This is a genomic window from Kocuria sp. LHG3120 (genome assembly GCF_049897445.1).
Classification (GTDB): Bacteria; Actinomycetota; Actinomycetes; order Actinomycetales; family Micrococcaceae; genus Kocuria; species Kocuria rosea.
Genome location: NZ_JAFCWG010000006.1, coordinates 1 through 21,608, shown reverse-complemented (window position 1 = coordinate 21,608; position 21,608 = coordinate 1). Strand labels below are relative to the sequence as shown.

Sequence of the window (21,608 nt, the reverse complement as noted above, 5' to 3'; positions counted from 1 at the left end):
GTCTTGCCGATCGCACCCCAGGTGTTCACCGTCCGCGCCCCCGTCGAGGAGGTCCAGTAGATCGTGCGGTGGCCCGAGAACGACTGCCGGCACCCACGACCGGCCAGCCCGCAGATCTCGTCCGTGGTCGGATAACCGTGGGCCCCGGACTCGCTCCCGCCGAGGGCCCACTTCTTGCCGATCGCACCCCAGGTGTTCACCGTCCGCGCCCCCGTCGAGGAGGTCCAGTAGATCGTGCGGTGGCCCGAGAACGACTGCCGGCACCCACCACCCGTCAAGCGGCAGGACTCGTCGTCGACGGGCCAGCCCAGGGCCTCCACCCCGCCACCGAGGGTCCACTTGGTGCCGATCCCGCCCGACAGCTGCACGAAGTGCGCGCCGTGCGCCTCGGACCAGAGGACCACGCCCCTCTGGTGCGGCCACTCCCAGCCTCCCTTCCAGGGGCGCATCTCCCCGGTCGGCTCCCCGGTCCTGGCGGACGCCCGGGCCGCGGCGGCCTCCAGGGCCTGCCGGACCTCGGCGGGCACGTCCGCGTTCTCCGCGGCGGCCGCGGCGGCGGTCTCCTGCGACTCCGGCCGCGGTGCGGCCGGCCGCTCCTCGGCGGGCTCCGCGCCCGGGGAGGGCTCCGTCGTCGGCTCGGCGCCGTCCGTCGGCTCGGCCGGGACCGCCGGTTCCGTCGGCTCCCCCGAGGCGGTGGGCGCGGCGGAGGCCTCGGGGGCCTCCTGGTCCGGGGCGACCGTGAGCACGGCCCGGGCCGCCTCGCCCCCGGCGCCCAGCACGGCGTAGGCCACCTCCACCGAGGCGGCGTCGGCGGGCCGATCCGGAGCGGGCGTCAGGGCGAGGACCGGGTGGTCCGGGACCTCCCAGCCCTCGGGCAGGGCGTCGGGCTCCGTGTCCGGGGACAGCACGCGCAGGGACCCGAGGTCCGTGCGCAGCTCGTCGACGAGCTCGTCCTCGGCCGCGCGGGCCGCGGGGTCCACGAGCAGGAGCCGCACCGTCGCGGGGTCCTCGAGGCCGTCGTTGGCGAGGACGTCGACGAGCGAGGTCTCCCGCTCGGGCACGGTCGACTCGTCGTCCACCGGCTCGAGCCGCACGGTCGCCGCGACGGCACCCGCCGTGGGTCCGGGGGTCGTCGTCGGACCGGCCGAGACGCCGGGGGCGGGCGCGGACGGCGCCGCGGACGCCCCCGGGGCACCGGCGAGGACGACCGCGAAGCAGGCCGCGACCGCGGCGGGGATGCGCAGAGCTGAGATCTTCATGGGGGGTCCCTTGCTGGGCTTCAGTCGGTGAACTCGACGTAGTGGTCGGGGGTGGTGTTGTCGAAGACGCGGACGGCCAGGTCGGCGTCGTGCTCCGCGGAGAAGGCGACCTCGAGGGAGGCGCTCCCGCCGGGGGCGATGGTCGGGAAGGTCTCCATCGGCACGCCCAGCGAGTCGTCGAAGACGGGGGGCGCCGGGGCCTCGCCGTCGACGGCGACCGGGAAGGACCACGGCACGGCGTCGACCGGGGCGGCCCCGGTGTTGCTGAGGGTCAGCGTGAACACCTGCACCGGGGTGCCGGGGGCGGCCCGGACGGGGCGCTCGCCGGTGGTGCCGGGGCGGGGGCCCTCCACGACCGCCTCGAGGGAGTCGTCGAGCCGCTGGGCGGCGCCGAAGGATCCGGCGGCGTCCCGGGTGGCGGTGTCGTCGTAGGGGGCCACGTCGTTGCCCGGCGGGGCCGGGCTGTCGCGGGGCGTCTCCGGCGTCGTGCTTCCGTCCGCCCCCGACGCGGGCGCGGAACCGGCCGTGGCCGCCGGCGGGCTCGCGCTGGACGCCGCGGTGGTGCCGGTCCCCCGGTCCTCGGCGCAGCCCGCCAGCGCGACGACGAGCAGCGCCGCGCAGACGGGTCCGAGCCGGCGGCCGGGGGGCGGGGTGAGGGGAACTGCCATGGGGGGACTCCTCGACACGGTCCTGGGGGGACCGACCGGCGCCGCGCCGCCTCCGGATGAGCGGTGGCGCGGCGCCGGTCGTTGGGGGTCACGCTACACGCGCTGTTCGCTTTTGTGATTCGCATGACCCGGTGTGGCGCGCGGCGCCGCGGTGCTCAGGGGCAGGGGCGCTTGGCGAGCTCGGCGGCCAGGGCCTGGGCCGAGGCGGTGGAGGAGTTGATCCGCCAGTCCACCTCCTTGTCGAGGTGGAACCAGACGAGCCCCGTGACGTCGGGCTGCTGCGCGAGGTAGTACACCAGGTGCGCGTTCCACTCGGCCTTGGACCCGCCGGCCTCGGCGGTGGCGGTCTCGGCGACGACGATCTCCTTGCCCGGGGCCAGGCGCCGCATCTCGGACAGGCCGTAGGCGAACAGGTCCCACGGCTGCTGCCAGCTGGACCAGCTCTGGGAGGTGCCCCAGTTGTAGCCGTCCAGGGCCACGACGTCGACGTAGTCGGCGCCGGGGTAGAGCCCGTCCAGGGGCGTGGACCCGTAGTAGGGCACGTTCGGGTTCCAGACCCACTGGACGTTGTCGGCCCCCGCGCGGGTGAAGATGTCGTGGACGTGGCGCCAGGCGGCGACGTAGTCCCCGGCGCCGTTGCCGTTGACCCCCTCGGCCCACGGGTACCAGTTCCCGTTCATCTCGTGGCCGAAGCGCAGCATCACCGGGGATCCCCAGTCGGCCAGGCGGGTGGCCCAGTCGGTGATGTGGGCGTCATGGGCGCCGGAGGCGATCGCGTCCAGGGAGTGGGCCGGCTGGTCGATCCCGCCGCCCCAGACCCACGGCTCCCAGGTCAGCAGGGTGGTGGCCCCGGCCGCGCGGGTCTGTTCGAGCTCCCAGTAGGGAACGGGCTGGGCGAAGTCCTTGTAGGAGAGGACGATCGACGGCTTCTCACCGGCCAGGGACGCCACCTCGGCGAGCTCGGTGGAGGCGGCGGGACCACCGGCCGTGCCGACGCCGAAGCGCAGGGGGCACGTGCGGACCTGGGGCTCGGCCGGCACGACGGCGGCCGTCGGGACCGGCTTCTTGGCCGGGGCGAGCGCCGCCGGTCCGGCCGGGAGGTGGACCGAGGGCGCCGCGTGCGCCGCGGGCACGGCGACGAGCCCCAGGGCCACGGCGGCGGCGGCCGCGGTGAGGGAGCACAGGACACGTGGGGGAACGAAAGCAGGCATGGGGGTTCTTCCGACGGGAGCGGGCTCCCCGCCGACGGCGAGCGCGCTGGGGGGTCTCGCACGGGGCCACGAGAATTAGCGAGCGCAAACTACCACCCGCGGGCGGCCGCTCCCCCACCCGCCCGCCGGCCGCGTCATACGCGCTGACCGGACGGGGGGTCCCTCCGTCACGGAACGACGCGGGCCGGCAGTGGACCACGGCCTGGGCCGGGCCGGGTCCGCCGGCTGCATCTCACCGGGGTACGAGCCGGAAGAGGAACCGGGTCCGGACCATGACCCACAGCAGGCCGAGGACCACCACGTAGGCGGCGGTGTTGAGCCACACGTCCCCCTGCTGGAGAGCGGGCACGTTGGCCACGGCCAGGATCAGGAACACGTGCACGATGAACACGTAGAGGGTGGCCCGTCCCAGCGGAACGAGGAACCACCCGAGCGCGCGCTCGAGCGGCCTCCAGTAGGCGCTGAGGACGGCGTAGCCGGCGATCACCACGAGGAGCACGTTCAGCAGCCGGCCGATCCCCAGGTAGGTCCGGCCGAAGTAGGCGTCGTAGACCGTGCGGAACACCGACTCCGGCAGCAGGGCCAGCCGGACGTCGTAGGCGCTGCTGGCATAGGGACTCGACCAGGAGAACAGGGCGAGGGCGACGGCGAGCAGCAGGCAGGCGACGAGCAGCGGCCGTCGGCGCCGGTCGGCGAACCACGTGACGATCTGCCGCCGGTAGAACCCGGTGACCATGCCGAGCACGAACAGCACCTGCCACACGAGCAGGGGGAACGAGTCCTCGAACTGGGAGGGCAGCAGGCGGATCCGGAAGACCGTGCCCGCGGCGTAGAGCCCGGCGCTGACCAGCAGGACCAGCCAGGCCCAGCCCCGGGCCAGGGCGGCGAGCACGAGGGGGCTCACCAGGAGGAGGATCACGTAGAGACCCATGATGTTGAACTGCCACGGGCCGACCTGCAGCAGCAGCACGGCGGGGATCAGCTGTGCCTGGACGGGGAACTGGAGGAGCCCGTCCATGCCCGCGTAGAGGTCGTACGTGGCGCCGGAGGCCCCTCTGCCGGCGGCGCCGGTGCCCTGGTCGGTGAACGTGGTGACGGCGCCCGCGTCCAGGAAGGGCAGCAGGCTGAGTCCGTAGACGAGCAGCACGACGACCAGCGCGGTGACGTAGAGCTTCCACGCCCGCGCGGCGGTGCGGTCGACGACGGTCCCCAGGTCGTCCTTCGTCCGGGGCCCGTAGACCATCCCCAGCACGGCCCCGGAGAGCAGGACGAACAGCTCGGCCCCCGAGACCACGCCCACGGTCTCCTGGGTCAGCAGCTGGAACAACGAGGTGAGGCCCACGTGGTTGACGACGACGAACACGATCGCGAGGCCCCGCAGCATGTCGATCCGGCTGTCGCGCGGGGCGGGTTCGGCGTACGCCCAGGCCCGGGCCGGCCCCCGCCGCGCCAGGAGCCAGAGGAGCGCGCCCGCGGCGAGCACGGCCGCCGCCGCGCCCCAGGCGGCCGGCCCCTCGAGGACGGCCCCCGCCGCCGCCGGACCGGCGCCCGGGAGCGGCGCCGCTGCCGTCACCGGCCCGCTGACCAGGGCCGAGTCCTGGAGCCGCTCGCCGACGGCCGCGGCCAGCCCGGGATCGGCCGTGACGCGCCAGTCGACGGTCACCGCACCGTCGTCGCGCTGCTCGACCGTCTCGTTCCACACGATCGCGCGGATGCGGTCGTGGTCGCCGGCGGCGACCGTCGCGAGCACCTGGTCCCACCAGGCCTCCTTGATGTCGCGCTCGGACGGGCCCCCCGTCCCCGGATCGTAGAAGGCGCCGGTCTCCACCATGAGCGGCTTCTCGCGGCCGACGGCGTACGCGGCGTAGAACTCGTCCTGCCCCGCGGATGCGGCCGGCTCCCCGGAGCCCAGCATGGCGCCGAACGAGCCCGCCTCCGGCAGGACGTTGCGGGCCGGACCCGTGCCGGTCTCGTCGAGATAGGCCACCAGTCCCACCCAGTCGACCACGTCGTCGCCCGGGTAGTAGGGACCGTAGGGGTCGTCCTCCCGGTCCCAGACGCCGTCGCCGTTCGTGTCCGGGGCGGCCGGTCCACCGCCCTGCGCCGGGGCGCTGGACGGGTCCCGGAAGGGGTAGTCCGTGCCGACCGTGGGCGACCAGACCATGACCGGGTCCGGGAGCTCGGCGTCGAGCGCGCTCGCCACCGTGCGGAACGCCTCCGTGTACGCCTCGGGCTGCTGCCCCCACGGCACCCAGGTGGTGTTCATCTGCGGGGCGAAGCGGACGAAGACCGTGCCGGGGAACCCCTCCGCGGCGTCCGCGAGCTGTCCTGCCAGGACGGCGGCCTGCGCCTGGTCCACCCGGTCCAGCGCGATCTCGGGGCGGACGGTGAGCAGGGCGTGGGCGCCCTGCGCGGAGACCTGGGAGAGGTAGTCCCGCAGGTGGCCCTGCTCCTGGTCGTCCATCGGCAGCGGGACGGGCCTGCCGTAGACGGCCGCCGGCGCGCCGAGACGCTCGGCGTGGCCGGCCGCCGTGTCCGTGCCCCAGTCCAGCAGGGCCCCCAGGTACGGGCCCTCGGGGCCCTCGTCCTCCGCGGCCCGGGCGGCCCCGGTCGGCACGAGGAGGAGCGCGAGCAGGAGCAGGATCAGCGCCGCGGCGGCCGGGGTTCGCACGCGTCCTCGGACGATGGGTACCAGGGTGCCCTCCAGGGTCGGTCCGCGTGCGGCGTCGTCCGCTCGCAGGGGGGGGGGACCGTCGCCCGGGGGTGCCGAGGCGGCCGGGGGGCCTGCGGCGGACGACGGACGTCACGCGGGAGGACTCTCCCCGCGTGCGTCCACCGATATCATCACGGTGCGGCACCGGATGCGCGGAGGTCCGGGCCGTGTCCCCGGAGGCTCCCCCTCAGGCTCCCCCGGCTCCGTGCGGACCGCGCCGGCGGGATCCGTCGGTGCCGGGCCGCTCAGTGCTCGCCGTCGTCATCGCCCTTCTGGTGCGAGTGCTCGCCCTCGTCCTTCATGTCGTCGTGGTGCTTCCTGCTCCTCCAGTCGTCGTCGTCGTAGAAGTGCCACTTCTCGTGCTCTTCGCAGTACCACCAGTGGTCCTGGTGATCGCCGTCGTCGCGGTCGTACTCGTCGTCCCGGTCGTACTTGCCGTCGTGGTCGTCCTCGTCGTCGCGGTCGTACCTGTCGTCCTTGTCGTCCTTGTCGTACTTGCCGTCGTGGTCGTCCCGGTCGTACTTGTCGTCCCGGTGCTCCCTGCGGTCCCGGTCGTCCCGGTCGCGCTCCTCGTCGCGACCCCGGTCGTCGTCGCCGTTGCCGCCGCGATGGTATGCGTACTTCCGCTCCTCGTCGTCACCGCGGTCCCTGCGATCCTCGCGGTCCCTGCGATCCTCGCGCTCGCCGCGATCGCCGCGGTCGCCGCGGTCGTGACGACTTTCATGCGATTCACTGTGGTCTCCACGGCTCTTGCCGTTATCCTGATCTGACCCCGCGACCGCCGGGGTGGCAACCGTTCCTCCCACGAGGGCGGCGGCCATGGCCGCGCCGACGAGGGTCTTCCGCAGACTGCTCATTGCTGCTCCTGTGGAGAGGGCATGACATGGGGATCGTCATGCAATCGAGATGTTCCGAGACCTGGGCAAGAGGTCTCACCTATGAGATAGGTAGGAACACCGTAGGAGTGAGCTGAGTCACGGTTCAAGACTCCGGCCGGGGCGATCACGATCACGGTTCCGTCTCGTCGCATCCCCGGAGCGGCATGTCCTGTCCGGACCCTCGCCGGTGCGGTCCCGGCGCGGTCGGGCCGCCGGCAACCCCGGAAGCCGGACCGGCAGAATCCCCGTGACGGCGCGGATCTCCGGCTCACCCCTTGCCACCGCACATCTTCCGAGGGGGTCAGGAGCGAGTTCGCCGCAGCCCGGCCGGGACACGGACATCAGCATGCGCACACCCCGCACCGAGACCGCGGCGCAACATGTGACGTCATGAGCGGTCGCGAGTGCAACGTCGCGGACCGGTGGAGCCCCCTACCGGATTCGAACCGGTGACCCCCTGTTTACAAGACAGGTGCTCTGGCCAGCTGAGCTAAGGAGGCGGATCGGCCCTCGGGCCTCCGCACGGGTGCGGCCCCGGCGGCCGGTTCCTCAGGATATCGGACGCGTTGCAGGACCCCGAAATCCCCGGGCGCCCGGACGGTCCGCACAGCGCGACGGCGCCGTGCCCCGCGCGGGGGCACGGCGCCGTCGCGCTGCTCCGGCGGAGCGGGGATCCTACTCCTTGGCCTCCACGGCCGCGTCGAGGGCCTCCTGGAACGCCTCGTTGCCCAGCCGCTCTCCGTCGATGAAGACGGTCGGGGTGCCGGACACGCCGTTGGCGAGGGACTCCTGCGAGACGACGTTGACCATCGGCCGCCACGTGTCCTCCTCGAGCGCGCCCGCGATGTCGGCGCCGTGCGAGGAGGCGATCTCCACGAGCTGCTCGTCGTCCAGCCCACCGGTGCCCTGGTGGCTGAACACCTCCTCGACGAAGGCCAGGTACTGCTCGGCCGAGGACTGGTTGCCCACCTCGTAGGCGGCGGCCGCGGCCCGCGAGGAGTACTGCGTCGGCGTCGAGCGGTCGAGGAAGTTGAGGTTGCGGTACTCGAGGACGATGTCGCCGGAGGTCACGGCCTCCTCGAGCGCATCGGCGTTCTCGGCCTCGAAGTCGGCGCAGTGCACGCACTCGAAGTCCTGGAAGATCACGACCTGCACGGGCTCGCCGTCGCCCGAGGCCTCGACGCCCGGCGGGACGGCGGAGTCGTCCGGGGTCTCCGGGGCCTCGGGCACCTCGGCGAGGTCGCGCTCCTCGACCTCGGACTCGCCCGTGCGGATCCCGTCGGCCGTCAGCACCGTGCCGCCCCACTGGTTGGCGCTGGCGGGAACGGGCCCGGCCTCGGGGATCTGCTGGGCCCGGTTCTGCGCCACGACGACGCCGATCACCGCGACGATCACGAGGACCAGGGCGAGGATGCCCAGCTGCAGGATCCGGCGGGAGCGCTTGTCCTGCCGTGCGTGCTGGTCCGCGACCTGCCGAGCCCGCTCCCGGGCGGCGTCGCGGTTCCGGGGATCGGGGGTGGTGCTGCTGCTGGCTGCCATGGGTCCTCTTCGAAAGATCCTGGGGGGTGGACGGGGAGGTGTCGTCGCCCAGATTATCGGACCCCCTCCCGGACCGCCGACTCAGGAGATCCCCAGGCAGAACCGTGAGCACGCTGATGAATAGACTGGGACGAGGACGACGACGACCTACCGGAAGGACATCCCGTGAGTGCAGAGCATCCCCCCACCGCCTCCTCGGCCGACCTGGAGGAGGTGCCGGAACCCCGGACGGACGTGTCGCAGGAGGCCGGTTACGACTTCGTCGTGGTCTCCAACCGGCTGCCGGTGGAGCGCGTCGTCGAGCACGGGCAGTCCTCCTGGCGCCGCTCCCCCGGCGGCCTCGTGGCCGCCCTGTCCCCCGTCATGGCCCGCAACGCCGGCGCCTGGGTGGGCTGGCACGGGGCCCCTGACGAGACGCTCGAGCGCTTCGACCACGACGTCTTCCACCTCGCCCCCGTGCCGCTGTCCGCCGAGGAGGTGCAGGCCTACTACGAGGGCTTCTCCAACGCGACCCTCTGGCCGCTCTACCACGACGTCATCGCGCCGCCGGAGTTCCACCGCACGTGGTGGAACAGCTACCGCCAGGTCAACCGCCGCTTCGCGGAGCGGACCGCCGAGATCGCCGCCGAGAACGCCACGGTGTGGGTGCAGGACTACCAGCTGCAGCTGGTCCCCAAGATGCTGCGCGAGCTGCGGCCGGACCTCACGATCGGGTTCTTCAACCACATCCCGTTCCCGCCCCTGGAGATCTTCGCGCAGCTGCCCTGGCGGCGGGCCGTCCTCGACGGGCTCTCGGGCGCGGACCTCATCGGCTTCCAGCGCCCGGGTGACGCCCAGAACTTCCAGCGCTGCGTGCGGCGGTTCCTGGACGTGCCGTTCAAGAACGGAGCGGCCCGGTTCGGCACGGACGACGACGCGTGGATCGTGCGCGCGGCGTCCTACCCCATCTCCATCGACGCGCAGTCGATCCAGGAGCTGGCCTCCCGGCCGGAGGTGAAGGACCGGGCCCGGGAGATCCGGCACGAGCTCGGCGACCCGGAGACCGTGTTCCTGGGCGTCGACCGCCTGGACTACACCAAGGGCATCCTGCACCGCATCAAGGCCTACGGCGAGCTGCTCGAGGACGGCAGGCTGACGGTGGGGCCGTCGGTGCTGATCCAGGTGGCGAACCCCTCCCGGGAGCGCGTGGAGTCCTACGTCCAGCTGCGGGAGGACGTGGAGGGCCTCGTGGGCCACCTCAACGGCCAGCACGACACCATCTCGCACACCGCGATCCGCTACCTGCACCACGGCTATCCGTTCGAGGAGATGGTGGCGCTGTACCTGGCGACCGACGTCATGCTCGTGACCTCCCTCCGGGACGGCATGAACCTGGTGGCGAAGGAGTACGTGGCGGCCAAGACGGACGGGTCCGGGACCCTGGTCCTCTCGGAGTTCACCGGCGCCGCCGAGCAGCTCAAGCAGGCGCTGCTGGTCAACCCCCACGACATCGACGGGCTCAAGGACGCGATGCTGCGGGCCAAGGACATGCCCGCGCCCGAGGCGAAGAAGCGGATGCGCTCGATGCGCCGGCAGGTCCTGGGCAACGACGTCAACGACTGGTCCGAGGCGTTCCTGCGGGACCTCGCCCGCACCCGCCCCGGGACGACCGAGGAGGAGGAGCAGTGATGGCCCCGCACGACGACACCCGCCCGGCGCTCGAGGACGCCCTCGCCCGCGCGGCGGAGGCCGGGACCCTGCTGGTCGCCCTCGACTTCGACGGCACCCTGGCGCCCTTCACGGACGACCCGGACGACAGCCGCGCGCTGCCGGAGGCCCGGTCCGCGCTGGAGGAGCTCCTGACGCTGGACCGCACGTACGTGGCCGTCATCTCCGGCCGGCCGATGCGGTTCCTCCGCTCCGTGGTGGACCCGGACGGCCGGATGCTCCTCTCCGGCTCGCACGGGGCGGAGCTGCTCCTCGACGCCCTGGGGGACGCCGCCGCCGACACCGCCCTGCAGCTCTCCCCGGCCCAGCTGGAGCTGCTGGCACAGGCCACCGCGCTCGTGGAGGCACAGGTGGCCCGGTACCCCGGGTCTAGGCTGGAGCTCAAGCCGACGGGGGCCGCCTTCCACACCCGCACGATGGCGGACCAGAGCCTGTGCGCCCGCGCGGAGCAGGAGATGGTCGAGCAGTTCGAGCAGCTCGAGGGGCTGAAGATCACCCCGGGCCAGCACGTGGTCGAGTCCTCCGTGCACTCCGCGACCAAGGGTGAGGGCATCACGGCGTTCATGCAGGCCACCGGCGCCGACGTCACCCTGTTCGCCGGCGACGACGTGACGGACGAGAACGCGATGCGCGAGCTCGGCCCCGCCGATCTCGGCATCAAGGTGGGCACGGGGCAGAGCGTGGCCGCGCACCGGGTCGCGTCCCCGGAGGACCTGGCCGCGGCCCTGATCCGGCTGTCCGAACTGCGCCGGGGCGCGCTGCCGTGACCTCGGATGACGGCGCGCCGATGGCGGAGACGCCCCGAAGGTGATTAGGATCACTGTGGCCCCCATCACCTGAGGGGGCAGCTCTTCTCCTTCGGATCGTCCGGCACGTGCCTGCCGGGAAAGAGGCCTTGAACCATGTCTTCTGTGCGCTACGCCAATGTGACCTGCCAGTACCCCGGGGCCGAGCGGCCCTCGGTGACCGACCTGAACCTGGACATCGCCGACGGGGAGTTCCTCGTCCTGGTGGGCCCTTCCGGGTGCGGGAAGTCCACCACCCTGCGGATGCTCGCCGGGCTGGAAGAGGTCACCGGGGGCAACATCTACATCGGGGACCGCGACGTCACCGACGTCCCCTCCCGGGACCGCGACATCGCGATGGTCTTCCAGAACTACGCCCTCTACCCGCACATGACCGTGGCCGAGAACATGGGCTTCGCCCTGAAGATCGCCAAGATCTCCGCCGAGGAGCGCCGCCGCCGGGTCGAGGAGGCGGCGAAGATCCTGGATCTGACCGACTACCTGGACCGCAAGCCCAAGGCGCTGTCCGGCGGGCAGCGCCAGCGCGTGGCCATGGGGAGGGCCATCGTGCGCTCCCCGCAGGTGTTCCTGATGGACGAGCCGCTGTCGAACCTGGACGCGAAGCTGCGGGTGCAGACCCGCACCCAGATCGCCTCCCTGACCCGCCGGCTGGGGGTCACCACCGTCTATGTCACCCACGACCAGGTCGAGGCGATGACCATGGGCGACCGGGTCGCCGTCCTCAAGGACGGGCACCTCATGCAGGTCGACACCCCGCGGGCGCTCTACGACCGGCCGGCCACGGAGTTCGTGGCCGGGTTCATCGGGTCCCCGGCGATGAACCTCTTCCGGGTGCCCGTGGCGGGCGGGGCGGCGACCTTCGGCACCATGCGCCTGGAACTGACCCGGGAGCAGCAGGCGGCCCTGACCGGGGACAAGGTCACCGTCGGCATCCGCCCCGAGGACCTGCACCCGGCCGCCGAGGGCACCGGGCTGCCGATCGAGGCCGACGTGGTCGAGGAGCTCGGCGCCGACGCCTTCGTCTACGGCCACCTCGCCCCGGTCACCGCGGCGAACACGGTCGTGACGGTGGACCCGACCGGGACCGTGGAGGAGGACGCCGCCGGGGCCCACGAGATCATCGTCCGGGTCGAGGGCCGCACCCCGCCCAGGGCCGGGGCCACGATCTGGGTCGCCCCGAACCTCGACCACGTGCACCTGTTCGACACCGCCACCGGCAACCGCCTCCCCGACTGACCCCAGCGGCCGACCGACCGCACCGACGCCACGGCGCCCTCCCCCGACGGGGAGGGCGCCGTGGCGCGTCCGGGGCCGGATCAGTCGTCGGCGGGGTGAGCGGCGAGCACCTGCTCGACGAGGTCGGGGTCGGCGTCCTGCACGTCCCAGGTGCCGGTGCGGTCGTGGTAGTCCCGTGCGGCCGCCGTCACGTTGTAGCGACTGGCGTCGCGCGGCGGATCGGAGTGCTCCAGCACGTGGAGAAGGTGCGTCTCGGCCTGGGCGAGCGCCTGGGGTTCATGCATGGCGGGTTCCTCTCGGGACGGACCGGGTCGCTCAGGACCCGGAGTGATCAGCCAACTGACGAATTCTAGTGGATGCTGCGGGGCCGCGCACTGCCGACCCAGGGTCGGGCCGGGACCGCCGTGGTGGACGCGGCGCCCGGTGGCCCTTTCCTCGGCACCGCCGGGCGCTCAGCGCAGGTCCAGCTCCTCGAGCTCCTCGTAGAGCTCGGCGGTGCGGCCCACCCGTCGTCGCCCGTCCGGACCCGCGGCGGCCAGCACGCCGTCGGCGAGCACCGACACGAGGCTCATGGCCGCCGCGTAGGAGTCGAACGGGCCCACGCCGTCGAGGGGGCACTCGATCCACAGGTCCACGGCCGAGGCGTGGCGCCGGGCCGTGCTGTCGGCGACGAGCACGGTCCGCGCCCCCGTGGCCGCGCAGACCTCCACCAGGCGCTCGAACCCCCGGGGGCGCCGCCGGAAGCCCAGCAGGACGACGACGTCGCCCTCGCCCACGTCCACGAGCTCCTCGCCGAGGGTCTGGCCGGGCAGCGGGGCGAGCCGGACGCGGTCCCGCGCCTGCTGCAGCTGCTGCTTCAGGTGCAGGGCGACCGGGTAGCTGTTGCGCAGGCCCACGACCAGGACCGTTCCCGCGTCGGCGAGCGCGCGCACGGCCCGGGCCGGGCGGTCCTCCCCCGCCGGGTCCAGGACCTTGCGCAGGTTCTTGAGCTCCTGCTCCAGGTGCTGGCTCAGCTCCGGGTCCGCGTCGGGGCCGAGCGGCACGCCCTGCTGGCGCAGGGTGCGGGCCGTCTCCCGGAGGTCGGTGAAGGACTCGAAGCCCAGGTGCCGGTACAGCCGGGAGAGGGTGGCGCGGGAGACGCCGCTCATCTGCGCCAGCTCCGCCGAGCTGTACAGGGCGAGGTCGTCCAGGTGGTCCAGGATCAGGTCGGCGGCCCGCTGCTCCTGGGGCGAGAGCCCGGCGTAGTGCGCATGGATGCGCTGTTCGATCGACACCCTCCCCACCCTAGCGACCGCCGGGATCGGGCGCGGGAGGCCCCGCGGGGACTTCCGGCCCGTGCCGGTTGCTAGCATGACCAGGTATGAAGGGTTCCCTGGCCCCACACTTCCCCCTCGCACCCCAGGACGGTCCCGCCCCCGGCGGACGGTCCGGGAGCGTGTCCATCCAGACGGCCTTCCCGGACCCCGTGCTCCTGGAGCTGCCGTGGGACACCCCCCTCGAGCAGTGGCCGGAGGACGTCCTCGCCGCTCTCCCCCGCGGCATCTCCCGGCACGTGGTGCGCTTCGCCCACGCCGGCGAGAAGATCGTCGCCGTCAAGGAGACCGTCCCCCACTACGCCCGGCACGAGTACGCCACCCTGCGCCGGCTGCAGCGCATGGGCATCCCGTCCGTGGTACCGGACTCCGTGGTCACGGACCGGTACACGCCCGAGGGCGAGCCCCTGCCCGCCGCCCTGGTGACCGACCACCTGAGCTTCTCCCTGCCCTACCGGGCCATCTTCTCCGCCGGCCCCAGCGCCGCCACGGTCGAGCGGCTCGTGGACGCGCTGGCCTCCCTCATCGTGCAGCTGCACCTCTCGGGCTTCTACTGGGGCGACGTCTCGCTCTCGAACACCCTGTTCCGCCGGGACGCCGGCGCGTTCGCCGCCTACCTGGTGGACGCCGAGACCGGCGAGATCCACCCGGAGCTCACGCGCGGCCAGCGGGGGTACGACATCGAGCTGGCCCGCACCAACGTGGCCGGGGAGATCATGGACCTGCTCGCGGGCGCCGTCGAGGAGGGCCACGACATCGCGGACGTGGTGGACCCCTTCGAGGTCTCCGACCGGCTCGTGGCCACCTACGAGTTCCTGTGGCGCGAGCTGACGGTCGAGGAGACCTTCAGCATGGACGAGCGCTGGCGCGTGGTCGAGCGGGTGCGCCGCCTCAACGAGCTCGGCTTCGACGTCGAGGAGGCGTCCATGGACACGGTCGACGGGCGGATCCGGCTGCGCCCGCAGGTCGTGGAGCCCGGCCACCACACCCGCCGCCTGCAGCGGCTCACCGGCCTCGGCGCCCACGAGAACCAGGCGCGCCGGCTGCTGACCGACATCGCCCAGCTCGGGCAGGACCTCTACCCCGGCCTGCCCGAGGAGCTCGTGGCCCAGCTGTGGATGCGCGAGGTGTTCTCCCCGATCATGGAGGCGGTCACCCCGCCGATGCGCCGCAAGCTCGAGCCCGCCGAGATCGTGCACGAGGTGCTCGAGCACCGGTGGTTCCTCTCCGAGCGCGCCGGCAAGGACGTGGCGACGCACACGGCGGTCGAGGACTACGTGGCCTCGGAGCTGGCCCAGCGCCCGGACGAGCGGGAGGTCTTCTGAGCCGGGAGCCGGCCCGCACGGGTCAGGGCCGGTGCGCCTCGAGGACCCCGGTCAGGGTCCGGTGCACCCGCCGGGGCCAGTCGTCGCCCAGGCTCCCGTACCGGGCCACGTGCGAGTAGGCGGAGCCCAGCACGAAGTCCAGCACGACGTCGACGTCCAGGTCCGGGCTCAGCCGTCCCGCCGCCGTCTCCGCCGCGAGGAGCTCCTTGAGCCGCTCCACGCGCGGGCGGACCAGGTGCGCGCGCAGGATCCGGGACGTCTCCGATTCCGGGTCGCTCAGCAGGGAGACCGCCACCCCGATGCCCATGTCGTGGAGCAGGAAGTCCAGTGCCTCGGCGAGGCCCTCGTCCCAGCTCGCCGGGGCGCTCGGCCGCTGCGGCGAGTACGTGGCCACGGCGTCCTCGAGGGCCCCCTCGAGCATCTCCAGGCTGTTCGCGTAGCGGCGGTAGATCGACGTCTTGGCCACGCCGGAGGCCGCCGAGACCGCCTCGATGGTCACCCGGTGCGGTCCGCCCTCGCGCAGGAGGGCCAGTGCCGCCGCGGTGATCTTCTTGTCGGTGGTGACGGTCCGCGGATCGGTCCGGTCGTCGTCGCCCATCGGTGCCCTCCTGCTCGCCGTCCGCCGCCGGAGCGCTCAGGCGGTCTTCCAGTCCTCGATGGGCCAGTGGTTCTTCCGGGCCAGCCGGTACAGCGGCAGGTCGGGGTTGACCGTGTACGGGTGGCCCATGAGCAGCAGCCAGCTGGCGTCCGCGTGGGAGTCCCCGTAGCCGTAGGAGCGGGAGAGGTCGTAGCCGCCCTGCTCGGCGTACTTCTTGAGCCACTGGGCCCGCGCCTCGTCCACCAGGGGCGGAGCGGCGAGGTAGCCGGTCATCACGCCGTCGCGCTCGTCCATCCGGCCCGCCACGACCTCGTCGAAGAGGTGCGCGATCGGCTCCACGAGCAGGTCGATGGACCCGGTGACCAGCACCGTGCGGTGCCCCGCGGCGCGGTGCTCCTCGATCCGGCTCAGGGCCCCGGGGCGCAGGAGGCGCCGCATGTCCTCGCCGAGCGGCCCGGCCACCTGCTCCCGCACGGTCCCGGCGGGCACGCCCTGGTAGCGGCGCATGAACGCCCGGATGAACTCCCCGCGATCCCGCTTCTCGGCCTTGAGATAGGTCGGGGCGCTCGAGACGAGGTCGGCGACCTCCGCGGGCCACTTCGCCAGGTGCAGGGTCCGGCGGCGCAGCTGGAGGTACTGGCGGATGACCGTGGAGTCCAGGACGGTGCCCTCGAGGTCGAAGACCGCGAGCACGTCCGTGCCCTCGCTGAGGCCCCGCCGGGTCGTGCCGCGCCGCTTGGACGCCGCCTGGAGCCGGCCGTAGGCCTTGGTCATCGTGGTCAGCGCCGGCAGGTGCACGTTCTTCCAGTAGTCGGCCCAGTCGATCGACCGGACGTCGAAGGTCCGGTCCTCCGGCGTGCCGGCGGGCAGCGAGTCGTTGAGCTGCCGCGTGCTGGCGTCGTCGAAGATCATCTCGGTGCGCGTGTAGGACTGGTAGAGGTCCACGTAGGTGCGCAGCGAGCCGAGGCCGGACTGCATCCGGTGTAGGGACGTCGACCACTCCCGGGTGCGGGAGGTCGCGGGCAGCGCGGAGGTGATCCGGCCCCCCACGGCGGAGAGCCGCTCCTTGACCGCCAGCGAGCGCTCCACGGCGTTGTTGGCCGGGAACTTCCACTCGGGCACCCGGATCGGCTTGCCGTCGGCGTCCTCGAGCGGGTGGGCGAGGAAGAAGGAGCGGACGTTCTCGTACATCTGGTGGAACGGGAGCGGGTTCGAGGCGCCCGAGCAGACCTGGTAGTACGCGGGGGCAGGGTCCGCCTGCCCGTCGGGGGTGGCCGCGCCCGACGGGGCGCGGTGCCCGCCCGTGGCCAGCGCCACGATCGCGTTGACCACGAAGTCGACGGGGATGACGTCGAGCACGGAGTCCGGCAGCCCCGGGAACTCCGGCAGGGCGCCCTTGGCGTAGGCCATGATCAGCGGGTCGGCCACCTTGTAGCCGTCGATCCAGCCGGGGTACGGGTGGCGCAGCGCGGACTCGATGATGGACGGACGCACCACGGAGAGGCGGTGGCCGGCGCCCGCCCACTTCTGCTCGGCGACCCGCTCGCCCAGGGCCTTCGTGAAGGTGTAGATGTCGGTCCAGCCGAGGGACTGCGCCCGGGTGCGCCCGTACTCGACGAGGCGGGTGCGGACCCACTCCTCGCGCGCGGCCTCCGCGGCGCGGGCCACCGACTTGGGCCCCTCCTTGCCGTGGTCCGCGGTGGCGGCGTCGATGATGGCCTGCAGCCGCTCCGGGGTGCGGGAGGCCATCTCGGCCTCCTCGCGCGCCCGCTGGGCGGCCTCGAACTCGGCGGCCCAGTCGACCTCGTGGTCCACGGCCGCCTCGGGGCGCAGGCCCTTCGCGATCCCGCCGACGTAGCAGGTGGAGACGTGGATGACGTGCGGGTCCTGCCCGGAGGCCAGGAGCGCGTCGTAGAGACCGGTGGCGCCGCCGACGTTGGTGCTGAAGGCCTCGTGGATGGGCGGGTCGAAGGACACGGTGGAGGCCGAGTGGATCACCACGTCGAACGGCTCCGTGATGCCCGCGAGTGCCGACAGGTCCCCCTCGAGGACCGCGGTGCGCTCCGCGAAGACCCGCTTCGCCTCGTCGTCGCCCACGCTCTCCCGCCAGGTGCGGAAGGCGGGCTTGCGCAGCAGCTGACGCAGCCGATGCTCACCGCTGATGCTGCCCTTGGGACGGACGACGGCGGTGACGTGCACACCCTCGTGGGCGGACAGCAGCCGTTCGAGCACCGCCTGCCCGAGGAAGCCGGTGGCTCCCGTCAGCAGGACGCGCGTGGTGGGGGTCTCGGTCAACGGTGTTCCTCCGGTGGTGTGCTGGTCGGCCGCCGGTGCGGAGCGGGCGGGGGGCTGCGGGCGGGCCCTGCTCGGCGGGCGACGACGACGCCCCTCGAGCGGACCGCACCCGGCTGCGCTACGGCTACCGTAGTGTAGCCTAGATCTCATGCTTACCGCTCTCGTGACCGGGGGGACGTCCGGCATCGGCGCCGCGTTCGCCGAAGCCCTGGCCCGCCGGGGAAATGCACTCGTCCTGGTGGCCCGCGACGCGGACCGCCTCGAGCAGACCGCCTCCAGGCTGCGCTCGGAGCACGGCGTGCCGGTCGAGGTCCTGCCCGCGGACCTCTCCGACCGCACCGACGTGGACCGCGTCGCCGCCCGGGTCGAGGACCCCGAGCGACCCGTGGACGTGCTCGTGAACAACGCCGGGTTCTCCGTGAAGACCAGCTTCGCCGATCCTGACACCGGCGCCCACGACCGCGCGTTCGAGGTCATGTGCCGGGCCGTCCTGGTGCTCTCCTCGGCCGCGGCACGGGCGATGACGGCGCGCGGCTCCGGCTGGATCATCAACGTCTCCTCCACCGCGGGCCTGGTCACGATGGGCTCGTACTCGGCGATCAAGGCGTACACGACCGCGTTCACCGAGGCCCTCGCCGTGGAGCTCCACGGGACGGGCGTCCACGTCACCGCCCTGCTGCCCGGCTGGGTGCGCACCGAGTTCCACGAGCGCGCCGGCATCAGCGGCTCCTCGATCCCCTCCTTCATGTGGCTCAGCCCCGAGCGCGTGGTCGAGGAGGCCCTCGACGACGTCGCGCGCGGCAAGGTGCTCTCGATGCCCACCAAGCGCTACCGGCTCCTCGGATTCGCCCTGCGGCACCTGCCGCGCTCCGCGGTGCGCCGGATCTCGGGGCTCGTCGCCTCGGCCCGCCAGAAGGAACGGGCGGCCGGCTCGTGACCCGCCGCGACCCCCAGGACCCGGTCCCGGTCCAGCGCTCCATCGACGGCGGCAGCGCCGGCTCCTCCCCCGAGGCCGCGCCGGAGGCCCCGCCCGCGTCCTCCGCGCAGCTGAGCCCCGACCGCTTCCGCGACCCGCGGCGCCGCCTCGCCCGCCGGATCGCCCAGCGGGTGTTCCTGCAGGGCCTCGCGTACCGCACGGTCCGCCGGACCGTGGTGACGCACCCCGCGGCCGACGCCCTGGACGGGGCGTGCATCGTGGTGGCCAACCACTCGAGCCACCTCGACGCGCCGCTCGTCCTGGGCTCGGTGCCCCGCCGCATCCGCCGGGACCTCGCCACCGGGGTGGCCGCGGACTACTTCTTCACCGCCCCGCACAAGCGCATGTTCACCGAGCTGATCTTCAACGCCTTCCCGGTGGACCGGACGGGCACCGGAGCGAACCGGGGGCTGTCCAAGCAGCTGCTGAAGGCCGGCGTCCCGCTGTTGATCTTCCCGGAGGGCACCCGGTCCCGCACGGGGAAGATGGGATCCTTCAAGATCGGCGCCGCCGGCCTGGCCAAGGCCGTGGGCGTGCCGGTGGTCCCCGTCGCCCTGATCGGTGCCTACGAGGCGATGCCCCGCGGAGCCCGCTGGCCGCGCCGCGGCCGCCCCCGCGTGGTGGTGGCCGTCGGCGAGCCGCTGGTCGCCCGGGAGAAGGAGCCCACCTCGTCCTTCAACGACCGCATCGAGGCCTCGGTGCGGGCGCTCTACGCCGAGCACCGTCCGCGCATCGACGCCTGAACCACCGTCACCCCCCGAGAACCAGGAGAGTACTGCGCAGATGGCACACGTGAAGCACATGAAGTGGTGGGGGTGGGGCGAGGAAGGCGTGCACTTCGAGTACGCGAACAAGCCCGCCTTCGCCCCGTTCGTCAAGAACGCCCTGGACGTGGACCTGCGGCCCCGGCAGCGCGACACCATCGACTTCTCCACGGTCAGCGTCCCCGCCTCCCGCGCCGGGGAGCCCCTCCTGGAGGCACTGGCCGCCATCACCGGCGCAGAGCACCTGACCCTCGACGACGAGCTGCGGATCGTGCACTGGGCCGGCAAGTCCGTCACCGAGCTGCTGCTCACCCGGGCCGGGGACTTCGCGCGGGTGCCCGACGTGGTCGTGTACCCCGGCACGGAGGAGGAGGTCGCCCAGGTGCTGCGGCTCGCGGTGGAGCGCGACCTCGTGGTCATCCCCTTCGGCGGCGGCACGAGCATCTCGCGGAGCCTCCAGCCGGATCCCCATGAGGAACGAACGATCGTTTCCCTCGATCTGGGCCGGATGAACCAGGTCCTCTCGCTCGACGAGACGTCGGGGCTGGCCACCATCCAGGCCGGCGTGCTGGGCCCGGACATGGAGGAGCAGCTCAACGCCCGCGGGTGGACGCTGGGCCACTTCCCGGACTCCTTCACGCACTCGACCCTCGGCGGCTGGGCCGCCACGCGCTCCTCGGGGATGCAGTCGGACAAGTACGGGGACATCGCCGACATCGTGCGCGGGCTGCGCGTGGTGCGCCCGGGCGGCACCGTGGTGCTGCGCCCCCTCCCCTCGACCTCCACGGGTCCGAGCCTGCGGGAGATGATCATCGGCTCCGAGGGCAGGCTGGGCGTGATCACCCAGCTGGACGTGCACGTGCACCGCATCGCCGAGCACCGCGAGGTCATCGCGTACATGTTCCCCACGTGGCAGCAGGCGCTCGTCGCGATGCGCGAGATCGCCCGGTCCGGCATCAGCACCACGTTCGCCCGCGTCTCCGACGCGCACGAGACCGCGTTCTCGCTCTCCACCCAGAAGGCCCCCGCCACGCTGAAGAAGAAGGTCACGGCCAAGGGCCAGGACGTGCTGTGGGAGCTCATGCGGCGCCGCGGCTGGGACACCGACGCCATGTGCATCGCCTACGTCTGCTTCGAGGGCGCCAAGCCCGAGGTGGAACACCGGAAGAAGGCCGTGGCCGGCATCGTCAAGAAGCAGGGCGCCCTGGTGCTCGGCGCGGGCCCCGGCGCGCTCTACGACCAGAAGAAATTCGACACCCCGTACCTGCGCGACTTCCTGCTCGAGCAGAACACCATCGGCGACGTCTCCGAGACCGCCGCACCGTGGTCCAAGCTCACCACGGTGCACCAGGCGGTCTACGACGCCGCGCACCGGGCCTTCGAGTCGCAGGGCAAGACCGGCTGGATCATGTCCCACATGTCCCACTCGTACCACGCCGGCGCCTGCCTCTACTTCACCTTCGGCTACGAGATCGGCGAGGACCCCCACGCCGAGTACGCCATGATCAAGAGCGCGATCCAGCAGGCGTTCATCGACGCCGGCGCCACGCTGTCCCACCACCACGGGGTGGGACTCGAGCACAGCCCCTGGATGGAGCAGGACGTCTCCCCCGAGGGCGTGCAGCTCCTGCGCAGCCTGTTCGCCGCGGCGGACCCGGGCGGCAACTTCAACCCCGGCAAGATCGTCGGCTGACCCTCCCGGCCTCGTACGGAGCAGAGAAGGCCCCCACCGTTGCCGGTGGGGGCCTGCTCTGTTGTTGTTCGGGGGTCGTCCCGGCTTGCCCCGCTGTGCTGCCGCGCTGTGGGGGTTGTGCAGGGGTGTTAAATGCGAGGAGCCCCCGCACCGTGTGGTGCGGGGGCTCGACCCTGGTGGTGTGGTCCGGCGGTGTCCTACTCTCCCACACCCTTCCGGGTGCAGTACCATCGGCGCTGCGGGTCTTAGCTTCCGGGTTCGGGATGGGACCGGGCGTTTCCCCCACGCTATGACCGCCGTAACTCTGATGCCCGACCCCGTGTTCGCCGCTGGGGCGTGCCGGCCGTGGGCCGGTGTACGGGGTGGGTAAGTCACTGTGGTTGTCCGCCCGTGGTGGGCGGTATTCAGTTGTGGGTCTTCACCGGCAACCGCGGGGGTTGTTGGTTGGGAGCCGTATAGTGGACGCGGTGTTCTGTGGTGACCCCACCCTTCGTTCCCAACACGTGTTGGGGGTGGGGGTGTGGTGTAAGTTGTCGGCTTATTAGTACCGGTCGGCTGCACACGTCGTTGGTTCGTGCTTCCACCTCCGGCCTATCAACCCAGTGGTCTAGCTGGGGGCCTCTCACA

The 21,608-nt window shown here is 72.7% G+C and carries 17 protein-coding genes, 1 tRNA gene and 1 rRNA gene (1 of these 19 running past the window's edge); 7 read left to right on the top strand and 12 right to left on the bottom strand.

Going from position 1 to position 21,608, the window contains the following annotated elements:
* The 7 genes from ACP7CD_RS12565 to ACP7CD_RS12535 all read right to left on the bottom strand — a co-directional run.
* Positions 1–449, bottom strand: partial view of a L,D-transpeptidase family protein gene (locus tag ACP7CD_RS12565; RefSeq protein WP_426120441.1) — the 5' portion only. The gene continues 1,066 nt to the left of window position 1, outside the view; only the first 449 of its 1,515 coding nucleotides appear in the window; the start codon lies at positions 447–449; the stop codon falls past the left edge of the window.
* Positions 450–1,279: 830 nt separating this feature from the next.
* Positions 1,280–1,927: a hypothetical protein gene (locus tag ACP7CD_RS12560; RefSeq protein WP_115162337.1), complete on the bottom strand. Its 648-nt coding sequence runs from the start codon at positions 1,925–1,927 to the stop codon at positions 1,280–1,282.
* 155 nt (positions 1,928–2,082) lie between these two features.
* A complete protein-coding gene (locus ACP7CD_RS12555; RefSeq protein ID WP_336650688.1) occupies positions 2,083–3,138 on the bottom strand; it encodes a glycoside hydrolase family 26 protein in 1,056 nt (351 codons plus the stop codon).
* A 232-nt stretch (positions 3,139–3,370) separates the two neighbouring features.
* The gene (gene opgC / locus ACP7CD_RS12550; RefSeq protein WP_426120310.1) at positions 3,371–5,809 is read right to left on the bottom strand and encodes an OpgC domain-containing protein; all 2,439 of its coding nucleotides are present in this window, start codon (positions 5,807–5,809) and stop codon (positions 3,371–3,373) included.
* A gap of 287 nt (positions 5,810–6,096) precedes the next feature.
* Positions 6,097–6,708 carry a hypothetical protein gene (locus ACP7CD_RS12545; RefSeq protein ID WP_426120309.1) on the bottom strand — a complete coding sequence of 204 codons (612 nt, stop codon included), beginning with the start codon at positions 6,706–6,708 and terminating at the stop codon, positions 6,097–6,099.
* Between the two features lie 444 nt (positions 6,709–7,152).
* Positions 7,153–7,229 (bottom strand) — tRNA-Thr (locus ACP7CD_RS12540).
* Between the two features lie 175 nt (positions 7,230–7,404).
* Entirely contained in the window at positions 7,405–8,268 is an 864-nt protein-coding gene (locus ACP7CD_RS12535) for a DsbA family protein (protein ID WP_017832777.1), read from the bottom strand.
* 165 nt (positions 8,269–8,433) lie between these two features.
* Between ACP7CD_RS12535 and ACP7CD_RS12530 the strand changes: the two genes are divergently transcribed.
* From ACP7CD_RS12530 to ACP7CD_RS12520, 3 genes are all read left to right on the top strand, one after another.
* A complete protein-coding gene (locus ACP7CD_RS12530) occupies positions 8,434–9,936 on the top strand; it encodes an alpha,alpha-trehalose-phosphate synthase (UDP-forming) (protein ID WP_426120308.1) in 1,503 nt (500 codons plus the stop codon).
* Entirely contained in the window at positions 9,936–10,742 is an 807-nt protein-coding gene (gene otsB, locus ACP7CD_RS12525) for a trehalose-phosphatase (RefSeq protein WP_035930291.1), read from the top strand. The genes ACP7CD_RS12530 and otsB overlap by 1 nt, the downstream gene beginning before the upstream one ends.
* Positions 10,743–10,877: 135 nt before the next feature.
* A complete protein-coding gene (locus ACP7CD_RS12520; protein WP_109222497.1) occupies positions 10,878–12,017 on the top strand; it encodes an ABC transporter ATP-binding protein in 1,140 nt (379 codons plus the stop codon).
* A gap of 80 nt (positions 12,018–12,097) precedes the next feature.
* Here the strand turns inward: ACP7CD_RS12520 and ACP7CD_RS12515 are convergent, their stop codons facing one another.
* Together ACP7CD_RS12515 and ACP7CD_RS12510 are read right to left on the bottom strand one after the other, a co-directional pair.
* Complete coding sequence (locus ACP7CD_RS12515; protein ID WP_017832781.1) at positions 12,098–12,301, bottom strand: hypothetical protein; 204 nt, start codon at positions 12,299–12,301, stop codon at positions 12,098–12,100.
* Positions 12,302–12,469: 168 nt separating this feature from the next.
* A complete protein-coding gene (locus ACP7CD_RS12510) occupies positions 12,470–13,291 on the bottom strand; it encodes a MurR/RpiR family transcriptional regulator (RefSeq protein WP_017832782.1) in 822 nt (273 codons plus the stop codon).
* A 161-nt stretch (positions 13,292–13,452) separates the two neighbouring features.
* On the opposite strand from ACP7CD_RS12510, the gene ACP7CD_RS12505 reads away from it, so the two are divergent.
* Complete coding sequence (locus ACP7CD_RS12505) at positions 13,453–14,655, top strand: DUF4032 domain-containing protein (protein ID WP_095650815.1); 1,203 nt, start codon at positions 13,453–13,455, stop codon at positions 14,653–14,655.
* A 22-nt stretch (positions 14,656–14,677) separates the two neighbouring features.
* Here the strand turns inward: ACP7CD_RS12505 and ACP7CD_RS12500 are convergent, their stop codons facing one another.
* The gene (locus ACP7CD_RS12500; protein ID WP_095650814.1) at positions 14,678–15,253 is read right to left on the bottom strand and encodes a TetR/AcrR family transcriptional regulator; all 576 of its coding nucleotides are present in this window, start codon (positions 15,251–15,253) and stop codon (positions 14,678–14,680) included.
* A 36-nt stretch (positions 15,254–15,289) separates the two neighbouring features.
* Positions 15,290–17,548, bottom strand: a complete 2,259-nt coding sequence (locus ACP7CD_RS12495) for an HAD-IB family phosphatase (RefSeq protein WP_336650691.1) — start codon at positions 17,546–17,548, stop codon at positions 15,290–15,292.
* A 148-nt stretch (positions 17,549–17,696) separates the two neighbouring features.
* Between ACP7CD_RS12495 and ACP7CD_RS12490 the strand changes: the two genes are divergently transcribed.
* The 3 genes from ACP7CD_RS12490 to ACP7CD_RS12480 are packed head-to-tail and all read left to right on the top strand — an operon-like array spanning position 17,697 to position 20,981.
* Complete coding sequence (locus tag ACP7CD_RS12490; RefSeq protein ID WP_035930281.1) at positions 17,697–18,485, top strand: SDR family NAD(P)-dependent oxidoreductase; 789 nt, start codon at positions 17,697–17,699, stop codon at positions 18,483–18,485.
* Positions 18,482–19,267 (top strand): lysophospholipid acyltransferase family protein, encoded by a 786-nt coding sequence (locus tag ACP7CD_RS12485; RefSeq protein ID WP_017832787.1) that lies wholly within the window; start codon positions 18,482–18,484, stop codon positions 19,265–19,267. Before ACP7CD_RS12490 ends, ACP7CD_RS12485 begins: the two co-directional genes overlap by 4 nt.
* Positions 19,268–19,307: 40 nt before the next feature.
* Complete coding sequence (locus ACP7CD_RS12480; RefSeq protein WP_426120306.1) at positions 19,308–20,981, top strand: FAD-binding oxidoreductase; 1,674 nt, start codon at positions 19,308–19,310, stop codon at positions 20,979–20,981.
* A gap of 184 nt (positions 20,982–21,165) precedes the next feature.
* Here the strand turns inward: ACP7CD_RS12480 and rrf are convergent.
* A 5S ribosomal RNA gene (gene rrf / locus ACP7CD_RS12475) occupies positions 21,166–21,282 on the bottom strand.
* Between the last annotated feature and the right edge of the window lie 326 nt (positions 21,283–21,608).